This window comes from Bradyrhizobium sp. JR4.3, assembly GCF_040547695.1.
GTDB classification, from domain to species: domain Bacteria; phylum Pseudomonadota; class Alphaproteobacteria; order Rhizobiales; family Xanthobacteraceae; genus Bradyrhizobium; species Bradyrhizobium canariense.
On record NZ_JBEPQF010000030.1, the window covers coordinates 1 to 16,879 of the forward strand.

At 62.7% G+C, this 16,879-nt stretch carries 19 protein-coding genes and 1 other RNA gene; 11 read left to right on the forward strand and 9 right to left on the reverse strand.

Going from position 1 to position 16,879, the window contains the following annotated elements:
• Positions 1 to 292 precede the first annotated feature (292 nt).
• Positions 293 to 1,411, forward strand: a complete 1,119-nt coding sequence (locus ABIB91_RS32455; RefSeq protein ID WP_219683464.1) for a DUF2336 domain-containing protein — start codon at positions 293 to 295, stop codon at positions 1,409 to 1,411.
• A 58-nt stretch (positions 1,412 to 1,469) separates the two neighbouring features.
• Positions 1,470 to 1,721 (forward strand): hypothetical protein, encoded by a 252-nt coding sequence (locus ABIB91_RS32460; protein ID WP_219683465.1) that lies wholly within the window; start codon positions 1,470 to 1,472, stop codon positions 1,719 to 1,721.
• A gap of 147 nt (positions 1,722 to 1,868) precedes the next feature.
• Here the strand turns inward: ABIB91_RS32460 and ABIB91_RS32465 are convergent, their stop codons facing one another.
• Positions 1,869 to 2,366 carry a GNAT family N-acetyltransferase gene (locus tag ABIB91_RS32465; RefSeq protein ID WP_354170578.1) on the reverse strand — a complete coding sequence of 166 codons (498 nt, stop codon included), beginning with the start codon at positions 2,364 to 2,366 and terminating at the stop codon, positions 1,869 to 1,871.
• A gap of 162 nt (positions 2,367 to 2,528) precedes the next feature.
• Between ABIB91_RS32465 and soxC the strand changes: the two genes are divergently transcribed.
• The 4 genes from soxC to ABIB91_RS32485 are packed head-to-tail and all read left to right on the forward strand — an operon-like array spanning position 2,529 to position 5,215.
• Positions 2,529 to 3,800, forward strand: coding sequence for a sulfite dehydrogenase (gene soxC / locus ABIB91_RS32470; protein WP_354170580.1), 1,272 nt, complete (start codon positions 2,529 to 2,531; stop codon positions 3,798 to 3,800).
• A complete protein-coding gene (locus tag ABIB91_RS32475; protein ID WP_354170582.1) occupies positions 3,787 to 4,335 on the forward strand; it encodes a c-type cytochrome in 549 nt (182 codons plus the stop codon). The genes soxC and ABIB91_RS32475 overlap by 14 nt, the downstream gene beginning before the upstream one ends.
• A 10-nt stretch (positions 4,336 to 4,345) precedes the next feature.
• The gene (locus tag ABIB91_RS32480; RefSeq protein ID WP_354170584.1) at positions 4,346 to 4,816 is read left to right on the forward strand and encodes a DUF302 domain-containing protein; all 471 of its coding nucleotides are present in this window, start codon (positions 4,346 to 4,348) and stop codon (positions 4,814 to 4,816) included.
• A gap of 45 nt (positions 4,817 to 4,861) precedes the next feature.
• Complete coding sequence (locus tag ABIB91_RS32485) at positions 4,862 to 5,215, forward strand: hypothetical protein (RefSeq protein WP_354170586.1); 354 nt, start codon at positions 4,862 to 4,864, stop codon at positions 5,213 to 5,215.
• Positions 5,216 to 5,309: 94 nt separating this feature from the next.
• On the opposite strand, the gene ABIB91_RS32490 is transcribed toward ABIB91_RS32485, so the two are convergent.
• Complete coding sequence (locus ABIB91_RS32490; protein WP_354170589.1) at positions 5,310 to 6,299, reverse strand: alpha/beta fold hydrolase; 990 nt, start codon at positions 6,297 to 6,299, stop codon at positions 5,310 to 5,312.
• A gap of 257 nt (positions 6,300 to 6,556) precedes the next feature.
• On the opposite strand from ABIB91_RS32490, the gene ABIB91_RS32495 reads away from it, so the two are divergent.
• Positions 6,557 to 7,171: a TetR/AcrR family transcriptional regulator gene (locus ABIB91_RS32495; RefSeq protein ID WP_354170591.1), complete on the forward strand. Its 615-nt coding sequence runs from the start codon at positions 6,557 to 6,559 to the stop codon at positions 7,169 to 7,171.
• A gap of 259 nt (positions 7,172 to 7,430) precedes the next feature.
• On the opposite strand, the gene feoB is transcribed toward ABIB91_RS32495, so the two are convergent.
• The 7 genes from feoB to ssrA all read right to left on the reverse strand — a co-directional run bounded on the left by feoB (position 7,431) and on the right by ssrA (position 13,011).
• A complete protein-coding gene (feoB, locus tag ABIB91_RS32500) occupies positions 7,431 to 9,302 on the reverse strand; it encodes a ferrous iron transporter B (protein ID WP_354170593.1) in 1,872 nt (623 codons plus the stop codon).
• 20 nt (positions 9,303 to 9,322) lie between these two features.
• Positions 9,323 to 9,598: a FeoA family protein gene (locus ABIB91_RS32505; protein WP_007600961.1), complete on the reverse strand. Its 276-nt coding sequence runs from the start codon at positions 9,596 to 9,598 to the stop codon at positions 9,323 to 9,325.
• A 140-nt stretch (positions 9,599 to 9,738) separates the two neighbouring features.
• The gene (locus ABIB91_RS32510; protein ID WP_007600962.1) at positions 9,739 to 9,993 is read right to left on the reverse strand and encodes a ribbon-helix-helix domain-containing protein; all 255 of its coding nucleotides are present in this window, start codon (positions 9,991 to 9,993) and stop codon (positions 9,739 to 9,741) included.
• Positions 9,990 to 10,178, reverse strand: coding sequence for a DUF4169 family protein (locus ABIB91_RS32515; protein WP_354170596.1), 189 nt, complete (start codon positions 10,176 to 10,178; stop codon positions 9,990 to 9,992). Before ABIB91_RS32515 ends, ABIB91_RS32510 begins: the two co-directional genes overlap by 4 nt.
• 277 nt (positions 10,179 to 10,455) lie before the next feature.
• The gene (gene fumC / locus ABIB91_RS32520; RefSeq protein WP_219683513.1) at positions 10,456 to 11,928 is read right to left on the reverse strand and encodes a class II fumarate hydratase; all 1,473 of its coding nucleotides are present in this window, start codon (positions 11,926 to 11,928) and stop codon (positions 10,456 to 10,458) included.
• Positions 11,929 to 12,015: 87 nt separating this feature from the next.
• Entirely contained in the window at positions 12,016 to 12,531 is a 516-nt protein-coding gene (locus tag ABIB91_RS32525) for an SspB family protein (RefSeq protein ID WP_354170598.1), read from the reverse strand.
• 114 nt (positions 12,532 to 12,645) lie between these two features.
• Positions 12,646 to 13,011: a transfer-messenger RNA gene (gene ssrA / locus ABIB91_RS32530) on the reverse strand.
• A gap of 84 nt (positions 13,012 to 13,095) precedes the next feature.
• On the opposite strand from ssrA, the gene ABIB91_RS32535 reads away from it, so the two are divergent.
• From ABIB91_RS32535 to ABIB91_RS32550, 4 genes are all read left to right on the forward strand, one after another.
• Complete coding sequence (locus ABIB91_RS32535) at positions 13,096 to 13,713, forward strand: chromate transporter (RefSeq protein WP_354170600.1); 618 nt, start codon at positions 13,096 to 13,098, stop codon at positions 13,711 to 13,713.
• Positions 13,710 to 14,240: a chromate transporter gene (locus ABIB91_RS32540; RefSeq protein WP_007600971.1), complete on the forward strand. Its 531-nt coding sequence runs from the start codon at positions 13,710 to 13,712 to the stop codon at positions 14,238 to 14,240. The genes ABIB91_RS32535 and ABIB91_RS32540 overlap by 4 nt, the downstream gene beginning before the upstream one ends.
• 95 nt (positions 14,241 to 14,335) lie before the next feature.
• A complete protein-coding gene (locus ABIB91_RS32545) occupies positions 14,336 to 15,097 on the forward strand; it encodes a tripartite tricarboxylate transporter TctB family protein (protein ID WP_219683471.1) in 762 nt (253 codons plus the stop codon).
• Between the two features lie 7 nt (positions 15,098 to 15,104).
• Positions 15,105 to 16,670, forward strand: a complete 1,566-nt coding sequence (locus ABIB91_RS32550) for a tripartite tricarboxylate transporter permease (RefSeq protein ID WP_007600973.1) — start codon at positions 15,105 to 15,107, stop codon at positions 16,668 to 16,670.
• Positions 16,671 to 16,879: the final 209 nt, after the last annotated feature.

Below are 16,879 nucleotides of genomic sequence, written 5' to 3' on the forward strand. Positions count from 1 at the left end.
AGCTCGGTTGCCCCACCTGCCGATATGCCATCCCCAGATCCTCTTCAGATGTCTCTTAGAGAATCGCAGATTCGCGATTTACGCAAAGCCCTCGCAGGCGGGAGAGGGAGCGCACCTTCGCCGGTGGCCCACCGGTAAACTCATTCCCTCGCTTTTTAACGAATTTTGCCCGGCAAAACTGATCTGCCGACTTTACCGGATTCTCGCGTTTGTTCCCTAGTCTCTGTTCCCAGAGGAACTCGGCGTCCTGCGGCACAAGCAGGATGGCTAGCCAAGAACTGGGGTCATCGGGATGAACGGCGCGACAACACTTCTGCAGGATCTGGACGACGCGATCGCACGCGGCACCGACGAAAGCCGGAACAAGGCGTTGTGGCATGCGACCGACATTCTGATCACCGGCCGCTATAGCGACGACGAGATCAGCACGTTCGGCGAGGTCATCGGCCGGCTCGCCGACGAGATCGAGGTTGCTGCGCGGGTGCAGCTCTCCGAGGTCATGGCAGCCTGCGATCACGCTCCGCTCAATGTCATTGCGCAACTCGCGACCGCCGACGAGATCGAGGTCGCAGGCCCCGTGCTGCGCGACTCCAATCGTATCGACGAGAAGCTGCTGATCGAGAGCGCCATGACCAAGAGCCAGTCGCATCTGCTTGCGATCGCCCAGCGCAAGTCGATCGGCGAGGCCGTCACCGACGTGCTGGTCAAGCGCGGCGACCAGGAGGTCGTGACGTCGGTTGCCCGGAACGAGGGCGCGCGCTTCTCCGGCTCGGGCCTGCTCCACATGGTTCGCCGTGCCGAGGGTGACTCGATTCTTGCGGAGCAGCTTGGCCTGCGCAAGGACGTGCCGCGTCACATCTTCCAGCAGCTGATCTCGAAGGCGTCGGAGGACGTCCGCCGCCGACTCGAGCACGAGCGCCCGGAAATGATGGCGCAGATCCAAAACTCGGTGAGCGACGTCACCGGCGACCTGCAATCCAAGTTCGGCCCGTCCTCGCGCAGCTATTTCGTCGCCAAGCGCGTGGTGACGACGCAGTACCGGCAGGGCAACCTCAACCAGGACTCGATCTCGAACTATGCGCGCCAGCACCGCTTCGACGAGGTGCAGATCGGGCTGTCGCTGCTGTCATCGCTGCCTGTCGACGTGATCGAGCGTGCGATGATGGACCGCAATCGCGAGATGATCCTGGTGCTGTGCAAGGCGCTCGATTTCTCATGGGACACCACGATGTCGCTGCTGTTCCTCGGCGCCAAGGATCACCTGATCACGGCGCGCGAGCTCCACGACAACGAGCGCGATTTCGGCAAGCTCAAGATCGAGACCTCGCGCAGCGTCTTGAAGTTCTACCAGTCGCGCAAGACCGGCACCGATCCCGTCACGGGTCGTCAGCCCGAGCTGCAGGTGCACTGAGCGGTCCACCGAACAGGTACACCGAGCATCATCCGGGAATTGGCAGGGAGTATTTGCAATGTTGCCTCAATTCGGCACCGCCGTTCGCAAGAATCCAAACAAGAACCTCAACAAGGCCGCAGCCGGCGAGATCGGCGGGGGAGCAGCGGACCAGGCCTCGGTCGATGCCGCCTGGCTCGTGCTGGAAGCCGCCAACGACCTCGGTGACCACGCCGCGATCGAAGCTTGCCGCCGCGTCATCGACGCCGAGCTGAACGGCACGGTGGCCGGCAGCGCGGATGTCGATCTCGTGCTGGGGTATTTCAGGTAGGACTTCAGGTGTCCAATGGCACGCCAATGCGCCGACAGCGGCGCAGCTGTAGGATGGGTAGAGCCCTTGCGAAACCCATCTTGCCTCCGGGCGTGTTGATGCGTGATGGGTTCGCTTCGCTCTACCCATCCTACGAACTTGCGTCTCTCACCGCCGAATCCGGTAGATGACGACGTTCTCGCCGTGACGGAACGTGGTTCGCTCGAGGAGATAGTTGGCCTTCTCCAGCACGCGGCGCGATGCGCCATTGCCGACATAGACCAGGCCGATGAGGGACGGCAGCTCGTGGTGTAACAGTCCGATATCGGTCAGTGCGGTCGCGGTCTCGCTTGCAAGGCCACGGCCCCAGAATTCGCGCTTGAACGCATAGGCAATCTCGATCTCGTCGATATCGTCCACCAGGATGTGCCGGATGCCCGCTCGCCCGGCGAATGCCCCGTCTTTCGTTCGCAACACCCACAGCCCGAAGCCATGCTGGTCCCAATGCGCCATATTGGCTTCGAGATAGGTCTTCGTCCTCTCCGCCGGGCGCACGCCGCCGAGATATCGGGACACCTCGGCGTCGAGATGCAACGCGACGAGGTCGGCGAGGTGATCTTCACGAAGCCTCTCGGCAGTCAGGTTCTCCGTGCTGAAATGATCCATGGACCCGGATAGCCGCTTTCGGAGCAGGGCAGGATGACGCGCCTTCGCCACCCCTCATGATTTCTAACACATCCTAACGGGCAATTTCGGCGGCATCCGGTCAATGTCCCCATGGAAAAGCGGTGGAATTTCCAAATCAGCACGAAGCTCGACGGAGATTGCATGACGTCCAAAACGCAAATCGAATCACCGCCACGGCCCGCGAGCGTCTCGCGTCGTGGTTTCGTGGGAGGCCTGTCGGCGGGCGTTCTGGGGGCGGTTGCGACCGAAGCGGCGGCGGCGCAAACGCTGGCCGAAATCCCTGATCGCGGGCCCGGCGCCGATCTCGGTGCGCACAGCGAACGATCGCGCTTCGTCAAGATCGATCGCATTCCCGAGGCAGGACCAGGCAAGCGCAACGTCGACCCCAGTGATGCCATCAATTCCAAGACGCCGCATCAGAAGCTGGTGGGCAACATCACGCCAACCGATCTGCATTACGAGCGCAGCCATTCCGGGGTGCCGGACATCGATCCCGCGCAGCACCGTCTGCTCATCCATGGCCTGGTTCAGAAGCCGCTGGTGTTCAGCGTCGACGATCTCAAGCGGATGCCGTCTGTCACGCGCGTGGTCTTCATCGAATGCACGGGAAACGGATGGGAAAACTGGAAGAAGGCGGACCCTGATCTGACGGTGCAGAACACGCACGGCCTCGTCAGCACCAATGAGTGGACCGGCGTTCCGCTGAAGTTCCTCATTGGTCTCGCGAGCAAGGAGAAGAACTCGAACTGGATGCTCGCCGAGGGAGGCGACGGCGCGGGCGTCGACCGCAGCATTCCGCTGACCGACGAAATCGTGAACGAGGCCTTTGTCGCCTACGGTCAGAACGGCGAACCACTGCGCCCCGCGCATGGATTTCCAATGCGGCTGGTGATGCCGGGCTTCGAGGGCAATCTCAACATCAAATGGCTGCGCCGTCTCAAGTTCGGCACTGAGCCCTGGATGACCCGCTGGGAAACGGCGCGCTACACGCAGCTGCTGGCCAACGGCACGGCCCGCCAGTTTCAGCTGAGGATGGAAACCAACTCCGTCATCACGCAGCCCTCGGGCACGATGCAGATCCAGCCCGGCTACAACATAATCTCCGGTCTCGCCTGGAGCGGCCATGGCAAGATCGCCAAGGTCGAGATATCGACCGACGGCGCGAAAATTTGGAAACAGGCGCAGCTGAATCAGCCGGTGCTCTCCAAAGCCCAGGTTCGATTCCAGATGGACTGGGTCTGGGACGGCAAGCCGACACGGATCGTGAGCCGCTCGACCGACGAGCAAGGTAATGTTCAGCCGGACCGGCAGTCCTTCATCGCCGCGATGGGGAGCAATGCGCTGTTCCACTACAACGCCCAGCAGACCTGGAGCATCGACGAGGCCGGGAGGGTGCGCAATGTCCTCGCATGACAATGGGCTTGTCGCAGCGGCTCTCACGCTCAGCCTGCTCGCGCCGCCCGCATTTGCATTCGATTTCGGCCGTCCCGCCACTCCGGAGGAGATCAAGCCATGGGACATCGACGTCGCACCCGATGGCAAGGGTCTGCCTGTCGGCAGCGGGACGGTTGCGCAGGGTAAGCAGGTCTTCGCCGACAATTGCGCGGCCTGTCATGGCGACAACGGCCAGGGCGGGATCAAGGATCGTCTGGCCGGTGGGCAGGGCACACTCGCCTCCAGCGCGCCGGTCAAGACCGTCGGCAGCTTCTGGCCCTATGCGACGACCTTGTACGACTACATTCACCGCGCGATGCCATATCCCACACCGGGTTCGCTCAGCACCGACGACACCTATGCCGTCACCGCCTACATCCTGAGTCTGAACGGCATCGTTCCCCCCGACGGCAAGGTCGACAAGGACAGCTTGCCGAAGATCAAGATGCCCAACCGCGACGGCTTCATTCCGGATCCGCAATTCGATCCGGCAAAACTATTCCGCAACAAATGAGCGTGTGATCATGAGAGTTTCGGCGCTGCTCAAGATCCTTGTTCTGGTTGCTGCGACATGTTTATGGGAGACCCAAGCAATGGCCGTCGACGGACTCATCACGATTAGGAGCAGTTTCGGGCCTGAAGAGACGATGAAGCGGCTGGAAGCGGAAGTGACGGCCAAGGGCCTCACAATATTCGCCCATGTCGATCATGCCACCGGCGCCGCCGCTGCCGGCCTGCCGTTGCGCCCGACCAATCTCATCATCTTCGGGAACGCCAGGGGTGGTACGCCATTGATGCAGCAGTCGCAGACCAGCGGCATCGATCTGCCGCTAAAGGCGCTGGTCTGGCAGGACGAGCAAGGCGCGACCTGGTTGTCCTACAACGATCCGGCGTATATCGCCGGGCGTCACGGCATCGGCGAGCCGGCCAAGGCTGCAATCGTCGCCATGACGGCGGCCCTGCACGCGATCGCGACCACGGTCACCGCACCCTAGCGTGACGGGATAGCCGCGCGACGCATGCGCCATGAGGAGAGATCCATGAACAGCACAGACGGGCAACCGGAATCACCCGCTCCCGGAGACGGCAAGATCGCCAGATGGCTGGTCATAGCGGTGTTATGCGCCTTCCTCGTCGGTGCCGGCGCGCTCGGCTATCTTGGCTGGTTCAGCACGACGACGGAGGTGCCAGCGTCGGGTTATGTCGCACTGGTGCTCGGTGTCGTGTTTTCGCTGGTCGTCGGCATCGGCTTGATGGCGCTGGTGTTCTACAGCAGCCGCAAGGGTTACGACGAACCGGCCGTGCTGATCCAGGAGCCGGAGAGCCATTCGAACGAAGAAGACGTCAGTTCGGGCTCCAGTACACCGAGCGAACGCACTGAGCGAGTACGCTGAGCCGGATAGCTCGGCATCGAGATGCAATGCGACGAGGAGGCCGGCCAGGTGATCTTCACGAAGCCCCTCGGCGCTTAGCCTCGCAAGACCGGGCTCAGCTTCCTGAATCTTTCAACCAGGAGGCAATCGTCTGATTAAGGTAGTCCGGCACTTCATGCTGAATGAAGTGGCCAACGCCAGGTACGATTTTGACCGTGAGATTGTCGGGATTTTCAATCCATGACTTTTCCAAATCAATAGTGCTTAGCAAAGCGTGGCTCTCCTCGATTCCGTGCACATGCAAGACCGGGCATTTGATCGCGGCACCGGTGAGCTTCTTCATGGTTGGATCGAAAAGATTGAGCGCAAGCTGAGAAAACGCGTAGTTGGCTTTGTAATAATTCATCATGGACGTGATGGAGGATTTCGCGAAAGCCTCGATGTATCGACTCCTAACTTGGGGATCGACGACCCAGTATGCCAAATCCTGCGCAGTCAGATTGTCGCCTTTGCCTCGAGCGAAGAACCGTGTGGCGTAGGCGCTGGCCTTGGCCTGCGCGATAGGGTGGTTCCAAGGGAGCAACTCCCTCGTGATGGCGCCTGGATGAGGCACGCTGAGGACGACAAGTCTTTCGATCAGATCCGGATTTTGCCCGGTGAATAGCCACGATAAAGCGGCGCCCCAGTCGTGCCCAATCAGGATGGCCTTGCGCCCGTTTGCCTCTGCATCGATCACGGCGCGGATGTCATCAAGGAGAACCGGAAACTTATAGTTCTCGACACCTTCTGGCCGATCGCTCAAATCGTAACCGCGCAGATCAAGGGCGACCACCTGATAATTTGCTGAAAATTCGTGGAGCTGATTTCGCCAGGAATACCAAAAGTCGGGAAATCCGTGCACAAACACCATCAGCGGTTTTTGATTGGATCCCATGGTGACGTAGTGGATTTTCGTTCCCGCATTCTCCGCATATCTGTGCTGAAGGTTCGGATCCTTATCGATATCAGCGGCAGGCTCACTCAAAGCGGCAGGGATTTTATTGTGCCAGATGGCATCGCCTGACGTCTCTCCGGAAACGACGCGAGTGGACATCCCAGTGAACATGGCAGCTCCTAAAAGCATCATCGCGCAGGATCTAGAGGCCATCTCAGTGATCCCGTTCGCTGGAACAATTGCCGAAACTGAAGTTGCTCGAACTCATGGGTATTTCCTGCGCAGCAATCCGGGAGAGTGTCGTGCCCTCGCATGCAACTTCTGGAGGTCGATTTGAGAGCGGTGTACAGCGGGCACATTTACTATGGTGATCGCCATAGTATGGCGATCACCATAGCGGTGTCAAGCCAGGCGTGTTACGTTGAAGGATGCCCCGTAAGACTGACGCCCGCGCTCGCGCGATTGCCACTGCCGAGCGACTGTTTCGCATCCAAGGCTACACTGCGACGGGATTGAACCAGATCATCGAAGAAAGCGGCTCGCCCAAAGGATCGTTCTATTTTCATTTTCCGCGCGGTAAGGCACAGCTCGCAGAAGAAGCAATCGATCGCTACGTTGCGAGTAGAATTGCTGTGTTGCGGGGCATCTCGGCGAATACGACCGGTGACGCCCTGAGTTTTGTTCGTCAGATTTTCGGCGCGTTCGCGGCCGAAATGGTCGCCTCTGATTTCCAGTATGGATGTCTCATGCAAAATCTGGCGAACGAGCTTCCTGCACTCGACGCTGATCTGACCAAACGAGTCGCGCGCGGATTTGCTGATTCAACCGAGATCGTTGTGGAGCATTTCAGGGGGTGCGGTTTCACTTCCGCCCGCGCTTCTTCGACCGCTTCCGCGTTGGTCGCTGCCGTCGAAGGCGCCCGTACGATCGCCCGCCTGGAACGCACAGCGGCTATATTCGACGCGCTGGCGGATGTGAGTGTTCAGGGGTGGGCGGCGCCCGAGGGGCGACCCGCGGTCAGCTCTCGGCGGAGCGGACGGTAGCTGCAACGGCGGACTTCCTTGCCGCTGCGCGCTATGCGGGCCTATCTTGCCGTCACGGAGCGTCGCGCCAATTCTCCGACAATGCCATCATGCGCCTGTTTTGCCCGACGGCGCAACCGGCGAACAGCCGGTCGCGCGGATTGTACGGGCTCTATCCGGCTACGGTCCGACGATTTTCACACACGCGTAACCCATTGATCTCACAGCATCCGTCTACTGTGCATGGGGTTGTTTTCGCGCTTTTTATTTTCGGGAGGGGCTATCCCGCCCCGAACGCGACCGCGACATTGTAGGTCAGAAGGCTCGCGGCATAGGCCAGCACCAGCATGTAGAAGAAGGTCACGGCCATCCAGGTCCAGCTTCCGGTCTCGCGCCGGATCACGGCGAGCGTGGATGCGCATTGCGGGGCGAAGATGTACCAGGCCAGCATCGATAGCGCGGTCGCGAGCGACCATTTCGTCGCTAGCACCTGGCCGATCTGCTCGGCCGCTTCCTTGCCGCCTTCGATCGCATAGACGGTGCCGAGCGCTGCGACCGCGACCTCGCGGGCCGCCATGCCGGGGATCAGCGCGACCGCGATCTGCCAGTTGAAGCCGACCGGCGCCAGCAGCGGCTCGAGCGCCTTGCCGATGATCGCGGCCAGGCTGAAATCAATCGCCGGCTCGGTGGCGCCCGCGGGCGGCTGCGGGAACGAGGCCAGGAACCAGATCAGCACCATCATCGAGAAGATCGTGGTGCCGGCACGGTGCAGGAACATCTTGGCCCGCGTGTAGACGCCGATCGCGATCGATTTCAGCCGCGGCATCTTGTAGTCCGGCAGCTCCAGCATGAACGGCGCCGGCGCATAGTCGCGCAGCATGAAGAACTTGATGAGGAACGAGACGGCAAGCGCGCTGGTGATGCCGGCAGCGTAGAGGCCGAACATCACGAGGCCCTGGAGGTTGATAAAGCCCCAGACGTCTCTGGCCGGAATGAAGGCGGAGATGATCAGTGTGTAGACGGGAATGCGCGCCGAGCAGGTCATCAGCGGCGCGATCAGGATCGTGGTCAGCCGGTCGCGCTTGTTGTCGATCACGCGGGTCGCCATGATGCCGGGGATGGCGCAGGCAAAGCTCGACAGCAGCGGGATGAAGGCGCGGCCGTGCAGGCCGGCGCCACCCATGATGCGGTCCATCAGGAACGCGGCGCGCGCCATGTAGCCGAAATCTTCCAGCAGCAGGATGAACAGGAAGATGATGATGATCTGCGGCAGGAACACGATGACGCTGCCGACGCCCGATATCACGCCGTTCTGCAGGAAGCTCTGCAGCAGGCCGGCGGGCAGGGTGGCGTGCACGAACTCGCCGAGCGCGTCGAAGCCGGAATTGAGCAGCTCCATCAGCGGCTGGGCCCAGGCGAACACCGCCTGGAACATCACGAACAGGATCGCCGCGAGCACGATCAGCCCGCCGACGGGATGCAGCACGATCGCGTCGATCCGCGCGGTCCAGGTGTCGGGCCGGCTGGGCAGGCTGACGCAGTCTGCGATGATGCGGTCGGCTTCGCGCTGGGTGGCGCGCAAATCGGCCACGCTGAGCGCCCGCCAATTGTTCTCTCCCGGCTCGGCCGCGAGCTTTGCCGAAATCTCGTCGGTCAGCGACAGCAGGTCGGCGGTGCCGCCCTTGCGCACCGCGATCGAGGTGACCACGGGCACGCCGAGCTCCTTGGCGAGCCGCTCGACGTCGACAGTGATGCCGCGGCGGCTCGCGATGTCGAACATGTTGAGCACGAGGATCATCGGCCGGCCGGTGCGCTTGAGCTCCAGCAGCAGCCGAATGGTCAGGCGCAGATTGGTGGAATCGGCCACGCACAGCACCAGGTCGGGCACGATCTCGCCGGTGGCCTTGCCGAGCACGAAGTCGCGGGTGATCTCCTCGTCCGGGCTGCGGCCGCGCAGCGAATAGGTGCCGGGCAGGTCGACCACGGAGACCTGGCGTCCCATGGGCGTGACGAAGAAGCCTTCCTTGCGTTCGACGGTGACGCCGGGATAGTTCGCGACCTTCTGCCGGCTGCCGGTCAGCGCATTGAACAGCGAGGTCTTGCCGCTGTTTGGCGTGCCGACCAGGGCGAGATGAAGTAGGGGCAATTCCATGGAATTAGGGTCCGGTCGCTTCAGGCGACGATGATGGCCATGGCTTCGCGACGGCGGACCGCGATGGTAATGCTGTCGACCCGCACGGCGATCGGGTCGCGCCCGACCAGCCCCTCGTGCAGGACCTCGACCCGGGCGCCCTCGACGAAGCCAAGCTCGATCAGCCGGCTCTCGAGCTCGATGTCCGAGAGCGCCGAACCCGCGTCCTTGGGGGAAAGGTGTTGGATGACGCCGGTATAGCCGCGCTGGGCCAGGCCCAGCGGCATCTGCGGACGCGTATCATGGATGTCGGTCATGCCCTGTATTTTCAACGCAGGGCATCGAGGTCAAGCGCGCTCGGTCGCTGAAACTGCACCTTAGAGTGATTTTAAAGTATCAGCTTCGTGACGGAGGCGATTGGCGCCAAGATCGGGCACCAAGCTCGGCACCAAGTCGGCTACTGGGCCGGGACTTTTTCCGCCTGGATGGCGGCCATGGCGCGGCTCTTGAAGTAGTCGAGCACGAACAGGCGGATCGCCGAGGACAGATTGCCCTGCTGGCGGTTGCCGTCGATCTCGCCGACCAGCTCGGACAGCGTCATGTTGCGCAGGCCCGAGATCTCCTTCATGCCGTTCCAGAACGCCTCTTCCAGGCTGACGCTGGTCTTGTGGCCGGCGACGACGATCGACCGTTTCACGACGGGCGACTTCATGGCAGCTCCTCGCGATCGATCCGGTGCTGGTCCAGGTGCGCCTTCGCCTGGTCCGCGCGCGTCTCCTCCGCCGACCGCTCCGCCTTCGTGCGGCCGAACTTCGTTCGGTTGGCGTCCGCCTGCTTCGCCGTGGCTTGCCGCTCGGCGCGCTTCCGGAAACGATTCAGGTTGATGACGTTCGCCATGTCGCGTCTCCATCATCCGATCCTCCGTGGGCAGGATGAAACATTCAGAAACTGTGCGCCGCACTGCGCCCAATGAGACTTGATCGCCATTCGCTTGTCCTCGTCAATCGACCCTTGGGCCATCAAACGATGAATTCCGCCCCGTTGGGGACGGAGGGGCTGCGTAACACGCAATCCCGCCGCGACATTGACGGTAATCAAATCCCGTCCTTTAAGCCCTACATTTAATGGAGCTTGGGGCTCCGTATCATTACGGATGGCTATCGGAATTCGGAATTTATCCCGGGCTGGTCATCTTCTCGGGGCGCACCAGGCGGTCGAACTCCTCCGCCGAGACGAAGCCGAGCCGCAGCGCCTCTTCCTTCAGCGTGGTGCCGTTGGCATGCGCCGTCTTGGCCACCTTGGCCGCGTTGTCGTAGCCGATCTTGGGGGCAAGCGCCGTCACCAGCATCAGCGAACGCTGCATCAGTTCCTTGATGCGCTTCTCGTCGGCGCGGATGCCGCTGACGCAATGCTCGGTGAAGGAGCGTGCGGCGTCCGCCATCAGCCGGATCGAGTGCAGCATGTTGTAGGCCAGCACAGGCTTGTAGACGTTGAGCTCGAAATGGCCCTGGCTGCCGGCGACCGTGATCGCGGTGTGATTGCCGAACACTTGGCAGCACACCATCGTCATCGCCTCGCACTGCGTCGGATTGACCTTGCCCGGCATGATCGAGGAGCCCGGCTCGTTCTCCGGCAGCATCAGTTCGCCGAGGCCCGAACGCGGACCCGATCCGAGCAGGCGGATGTCGTTGGCGATCTTGAACAGTCCTGTCGCGACCGAATTGATGGCGCCGTGCGCCAGCACATAGGCGTCGTTCGAGGCCAGCGCCTCGAATTTGTTGGCGGCGCTGGTGAAGGGCAGCTTGGTAATCCCGGCAACGTGCTTTGCGAACAGTTTTGCAAAGCGCGGCTTCGAATTGAGCCCGGTGCCGACGGCGGTGCCGCCCTGCGCCAGCGGATAGAGCTCCTTCACGGCGACCTTGAGCCGGGCGATGCCGCTTTCGACCTGCGCGGCATAGCCGGAAAATTCCTGGCCGAGCGTCAGCGGCGTCGCGTCCTGGGTGTGGGTGCGGCCGATCTTGACGATCTTTGCGAACTCCTTCTCCTTCTTGCGCAGCGCGCGCAGCAATTCGCCGAGGGCAGGGACGAGATCGGCGGTGATGCGGCTTGCCGCCGCGATATGCATCGCGGTCGGGAACGAGTCGTTCGACGACTGGCTCATGTTGACGTGATCGTTGGGATGCACCGGCTTCTTGGTGCCGAGCTCGCCGCCGAGCATCTCATTGGCGCGGTTGGCGATGACCTCGTTGAGATTCATGTTGCTCTGGGTGCCCGAGCCGGTCTGCCACACCACCAGCGGAAAATGATCGTCCAGCTTGCCCTCGATCACCTCGCGTGCGGCGCGGATAACGGCGTTGGCGCGGCGCTGGTCGAGCAGGCCGAGCTCCTGGTTGGACTGCGCCGCGGCGAGCTTGACGATGCCGAGCGCGTGCACGAGCGAGATCGGCATGCGATCGGTGCCGATCCGGAAATTCTGGCGCGAGCGTTCGGTCTGCGCCCCCCAATAGCGATCGGCGAGGACCTCGATGGGGCCGAAGCTGTCGGTCTCGGTTCGGGTCGCCGGGCGCGAGGCGCGATCGGTCTTCGAACGGGAAGTCTTCGAGAGGGAAGTCTTCGAGGAGGAAGTTTTGGCCATGAGCACATCCATTCCGCCGCGCGAAATGCCGCGCGGCCTCTTCATGCGCCTCTATATAGGGAGTTTGGCCGCCTGCGACGGGCGCCAGTCCGATCTAGATCATTTCTTGCGGAAACGATCCAATCGCACGACTTCGGCGCCGCCCTGGTTCGGGGCCGCCGGCTCTTCCGTGCCTTCCGCAGGTTCAGTGGCAGGGGGCACCGCGACCGCGGACGGGGCGGGAGCGGCCGGCAATGTCTCGCCCGAGACGTCGGCGACATCGGAAGTCTCGAACTGGAGGCCGAATTTCACGGACGGATCAAGGAAGCTCTTGATGGCGCTGAACGGCACGATCAGCCGCTCCGGAATGCCGCCAAAGGACAGGCCGACCTCGAAGCGGTCCTCGAGCACGGTCAGATCCCAGAACTGGTGCTGCAGGATGATCGTCATCTCTTCCGGATATTGCGCCAGCAGCCGCGACGACAGCTTCACGCCCTCGGCCTTCGACACGAAGGTGATGAAGAAATGGTGCTCGCCGGGCAGTCCCTGGGACGCGGCGTCGGTCAGCACCTTGCGCAACACGCCGCGCAGCGCGTCGCGGGCCAGCACATCGTATCGGATATGATCGGTCGCCATGGTGGTCCTGTTGCATTCCAGGAGCTGGGCCCTGCCGGCCCGACTCGCCAAGCCGCAATAGTACCGCGCCTGACGGGTCAGCAGGAGTCCCCGCGGGGTAGGAAATAAGAGGTAAGTGGAGGCTTCTGTTGCCAGGTGCCTCCGAACCCCGCCTAACGGAGCTTAACCCGTTAGGACTTCAGAATGGTCTTTCAAACTGCGTTACGCAGCCTGAGCAACCGGAGCAAAGTTGTCGTTGGCAACTATTGCATAGCCCGATAACGGCGGAACAATACCGGGAAAAAGAACGCCCTTTACGCCCTCGTCGATCCTATTTCGCCCCCGCCAAAGCCCGCCTCAGGGCTAGCCCGCTGGTGGGCTTTGGTGGAGGCGCCGGGTACCGCCCCCGGGTCCGAATGGTTTATTGCGACGACCGTTTATTTCCATAGCCGGCGAACCGGCACTCCCAATATAGGGGGCAAACGTTTCAAATAACAGGTGTTTCGAGCGATCATTCCGAGGTTCCCTATGGATAGGTTCCCGCCAGGCTTGGCCGCGCGCCGGCCGGCGTTCTAAGCTCCTGACATGTCCGAGGATTCCGCACCGGCCGCCCAACAACCAGTTCAAGAGCCGGACGGTCTGGCCACCAGCGCCGTTCCGCCGGGCTTGCTCGCGCTGTTCCTCGCCTTCGCCCGGATGTCGCTGGCAGGTTTCGGCGGGGTTTTGGTATTCGCCCGGCAGGCCATCGTCGAACAGCACCGCTGGATGACGGCGGACGAGTTCAACGAGACGTTCGCGCTCTGCCATTTCCTGCCCGGGCCCAACATCGTCAATCTGTCGATGGTGTTCGGCGCGCGGCTGCGCGGAATCGCCGGCGGCATTGCCGCCTTTGCAGGGCTGTTGCTCCCGCCCACGCTGATCATGACGGTGCTCGCGATCATCTACGCCCGGTTCGGCGATGTGGACGTGCTGCGCCGCAGCCTCGCGGGCATCTCCTGTGCGGCCGTCGGCCTCTTGATCGCGGTGGTCTTCCGGATGATGACGCCGCTGCTCAAGCGGCTGGACGCCGTCGCGCTCATCCTGATGCTGGGCGTGTTCCTCGCCATCGGCGTCCTTCGCCTGCCGCTCCAGGCCGTGCTTTTGGTCGCGATCCCCCTCAGCGTCGGCGCCATTTTCCTGATGCGGCGGAAGGTAGCAGCATGAACGCGGAGAACCCGATCTGGGCGCTGATCTCGACCTTCGGTCTGATGTCGCTGTTCGCGGTCGGCGGTGCCGCGGCGGCCGTGCCCGAGATGCACCGCATCGCGGTCGAGGTGCATCACTGGATGACCGACAAGCAGTTCGCCGACGCCTATGCGATCGCGCAGCTCTCGCCAGGTCCGAACGTCCTTATCGTCACGTTAATCGGCTATGCCGTCGCCGGCATCCCCGGCGCCCTGGCGGCGACCTTGGCCATGTGCCTGCCCACCGCGCTGCTTGCCTATTATGTCAGCCGGCTCCTCAATCGGCCGAGCCAATCGCGCTGGCCCGGGCTGATCCAGGCTGCACTGGTTCCGCTCTCGATCGGCTTGATGGCGGCGAGCGCCCTGATCCTCGCCGAGTCGACCGATCGCACGCTTGCTGCGCTGCTTCTGACCGCGACGGTTGCAGTGGTCGCATCCGTCTCGCGCATCAATCCACTATGGATTTTGCTGGTCGGGGGCTTGTTGGGTTTTGCTGGCATTGTGTAGTGAAAATGGCTAGGCAGGGATCCGGGCGGGGGCATCGATTTCCAGCCGATTAGAACAACAGTGCTCGTGACTTACGGGTCGCGGAGGAGACATGCATGGCCGATACGATGGGCCACTCGGCGACAGCCAACCGAAACACCTCGGTGGTGATCAGCTTTTGTCTGCTGGCCATAGCGCCGCAGATTTTCGAATTCATCTGGTCGTTCGGGACGATCTTTGGCTGGGGCGCCGGACGTGGCCCGGCCGCCGTGGTGATCAGCCACGCTACGGCGCTGCTCGCGGGCGCGCCCGGCGCGTTGCTCGGGGCGGTCGGCGGTGACGCCAAGAAGGCGTCATCCGATGTGCTGCTGGCGCTGATCTATTCCTATCCGATCTTTGCGGTGGCGATTCTCACGTTCTTCATGACGATCAGGTCGGCGCAGGACTATGTCGGCGGGATCGTGTTGATGGCGCTCGCCTTGTTCGCACTGTGGGCCTCCAGCGATTTGCAGGGGATGCGCGGCTTCTCCTTCGGCGCCGGCACGGCGCCGCGGATGTTTGGCGGGCTGCTCGTCGCACTTGGCGCCGGCATCGCGTTGACGGGACTGCTGACCGACGGGCCGGGCATGGCGCACTATGCCTGGCGTGGGCCGCTCTTTGTGATGATCTCGATCGTCTTCTTCGCGCTGGCGATTCGTCCGCTTGGGGTGGTGGTTACGGCATTCGCAAGCTTCCTGATCGCGGCGATGGGCACGCATGAAACGCGCTGGCTCGAAGCGATCATCGTCGGCGCCTGCCTGACGCTCGGCTGCGCGCTGCTTTTCCCCTACGTGCTCGGGCTGCCGATGCCGATGTTCCCGCGCTTCCTGGTTCAGTGAGGGTGTGATGTTCGATCTCTTCCACAATCTGGGCCTCGGTTTCGGTGTGGTGTTTCAGATCTCCTGGTGGTCACCCTGGTGGCTCTACGGTCTGTCGCTGCCGATCTCGATCAACATTCTCATGTGCCTGATTGGCGCATTGGTCGGCACGCTGGTCGGCGTGCTGCCCGGTATCGGCACCGTCGCAACCGTGGCGATGCTCCTGCCCATCACGTTCGGATTGCCGCCGGTCGGCGCGCTGATCATGCTCGCCGGCATCTATTACGGCGCCCAGTACGGCGGCTCGACCACCTCGATCCTGGTCAATATTCCCGGTGAGGCGACGTCGGTCGTCACCGCCATCGACGGCCATCAGATGGCAAAGCAAGGCCGTGCCGGCCCGGCGCTGGCGATCGCGGCGATCGGCTCGTTCTTCGCCGGCTGCGTCGCGACCGTGCTCATTGCCGTTCTCGGTGCGCCGCTGACCAAGCTCGCGCTGGCGTTCGGCCCGGCCGAATATTTCTCGCTGATGGTGCTGGGCCTGATCTTCGCGGTGGTGCTGGCCAAGGGCTCGGTGCTGAAGGCGATCGCGATGATCGTGTTCGGCCTGATGCTGTCGATGGTCGGCTCTGACATCGAGACCGGCGCCTCGCGCATGGCGTTCAACATTCCGGAGCTTGCCGATGGTCTCGGCTTTGCGACGGTGGCGATGGGCGTGTTTGGCTTCGCCGAGATCATCCGCAACCTCGACGCCGGCGCCGAGATGAACCGCGACCTCGTGCAGCAGAAGATCACCGGCCTGATGCCGACCAGGAAGGACCTGATCGACTCGGCACCTGCGATCCTGCGCGGCACCGTGCTCGGCTCGATCCTCGGCATCCTGCCGGGCGGCGGCGCCGTCATCGCGTCCTTTGCGTCCTACACGCTCGAGAAGAAGATCGCCAAGAACCCGTCGCGGTTCGGCCGCGGTGCGATCGAGGGCGTGGCGGCGCCGGAAAGCGCCAACAATGCCGCGGCGCAGACCTCCTTCATCCCGCTGCTGACACTCGGCATCCCGCCCAACGCCGTGATGGCGCTGATGGTGGGCGCGATGACCATCCACGGCATCGTACCGGGTCCGCAAGTGATGCAGAAGCAGCCGGAGCTGGTCTGGGGCATGATCGCCTCGATGTGGATCGGCAATCTGATGCTGATCATCATCAACCTGCCGCTGGTTGGAATCTGGGTGCGGCTGTTGCGCGTTCCCTACCGGCTGATGTTCCCCTCGATCGTGATCTTCTGCGCGATCGGCATCTACTCGGTGAATAACGCGCCGGTCGACGTCATCCTCGCAGGCGTGTTCGGTCTGGTCGGCTACTGGCTGATCAAGCACGATTTCGAGCCGGCGCCGCTGCTGCTCGGCATGGTGCTCGGACCGCTGATGGAAGAGAACCTGCGCCGCGCGCTGCTGATCTCGCGCGGCGACTGGAGCGTGTTCCTGACGCGTCCGCTGTCGGCCGTGCTGCTCGCGATCGCCGCTTTCCTCCTGGTGCTCACGGTGCTGCCCGCGTTGCGTGCCAAGCGCGACGAGGTATTCACGGAATCCGAAAACTAAGGGCGCCGCGCCTGCGTCGGCGCGTCGTGCCTCGAACCCAGCCGGCAAGTTGGCCAGCAGGATCAATCTGATAGACGAGGGGCGGAATGCTGAGTTCCGCCCCTTGTCGTTTGCACCGGGAACGCTCACTTTTCCGGGTATAATGCGTATCGATGGCGAATCGCCGCTGTCGCAGCGCGGGGGCGGCCGCTAAATTCGCCGCCTCCCCA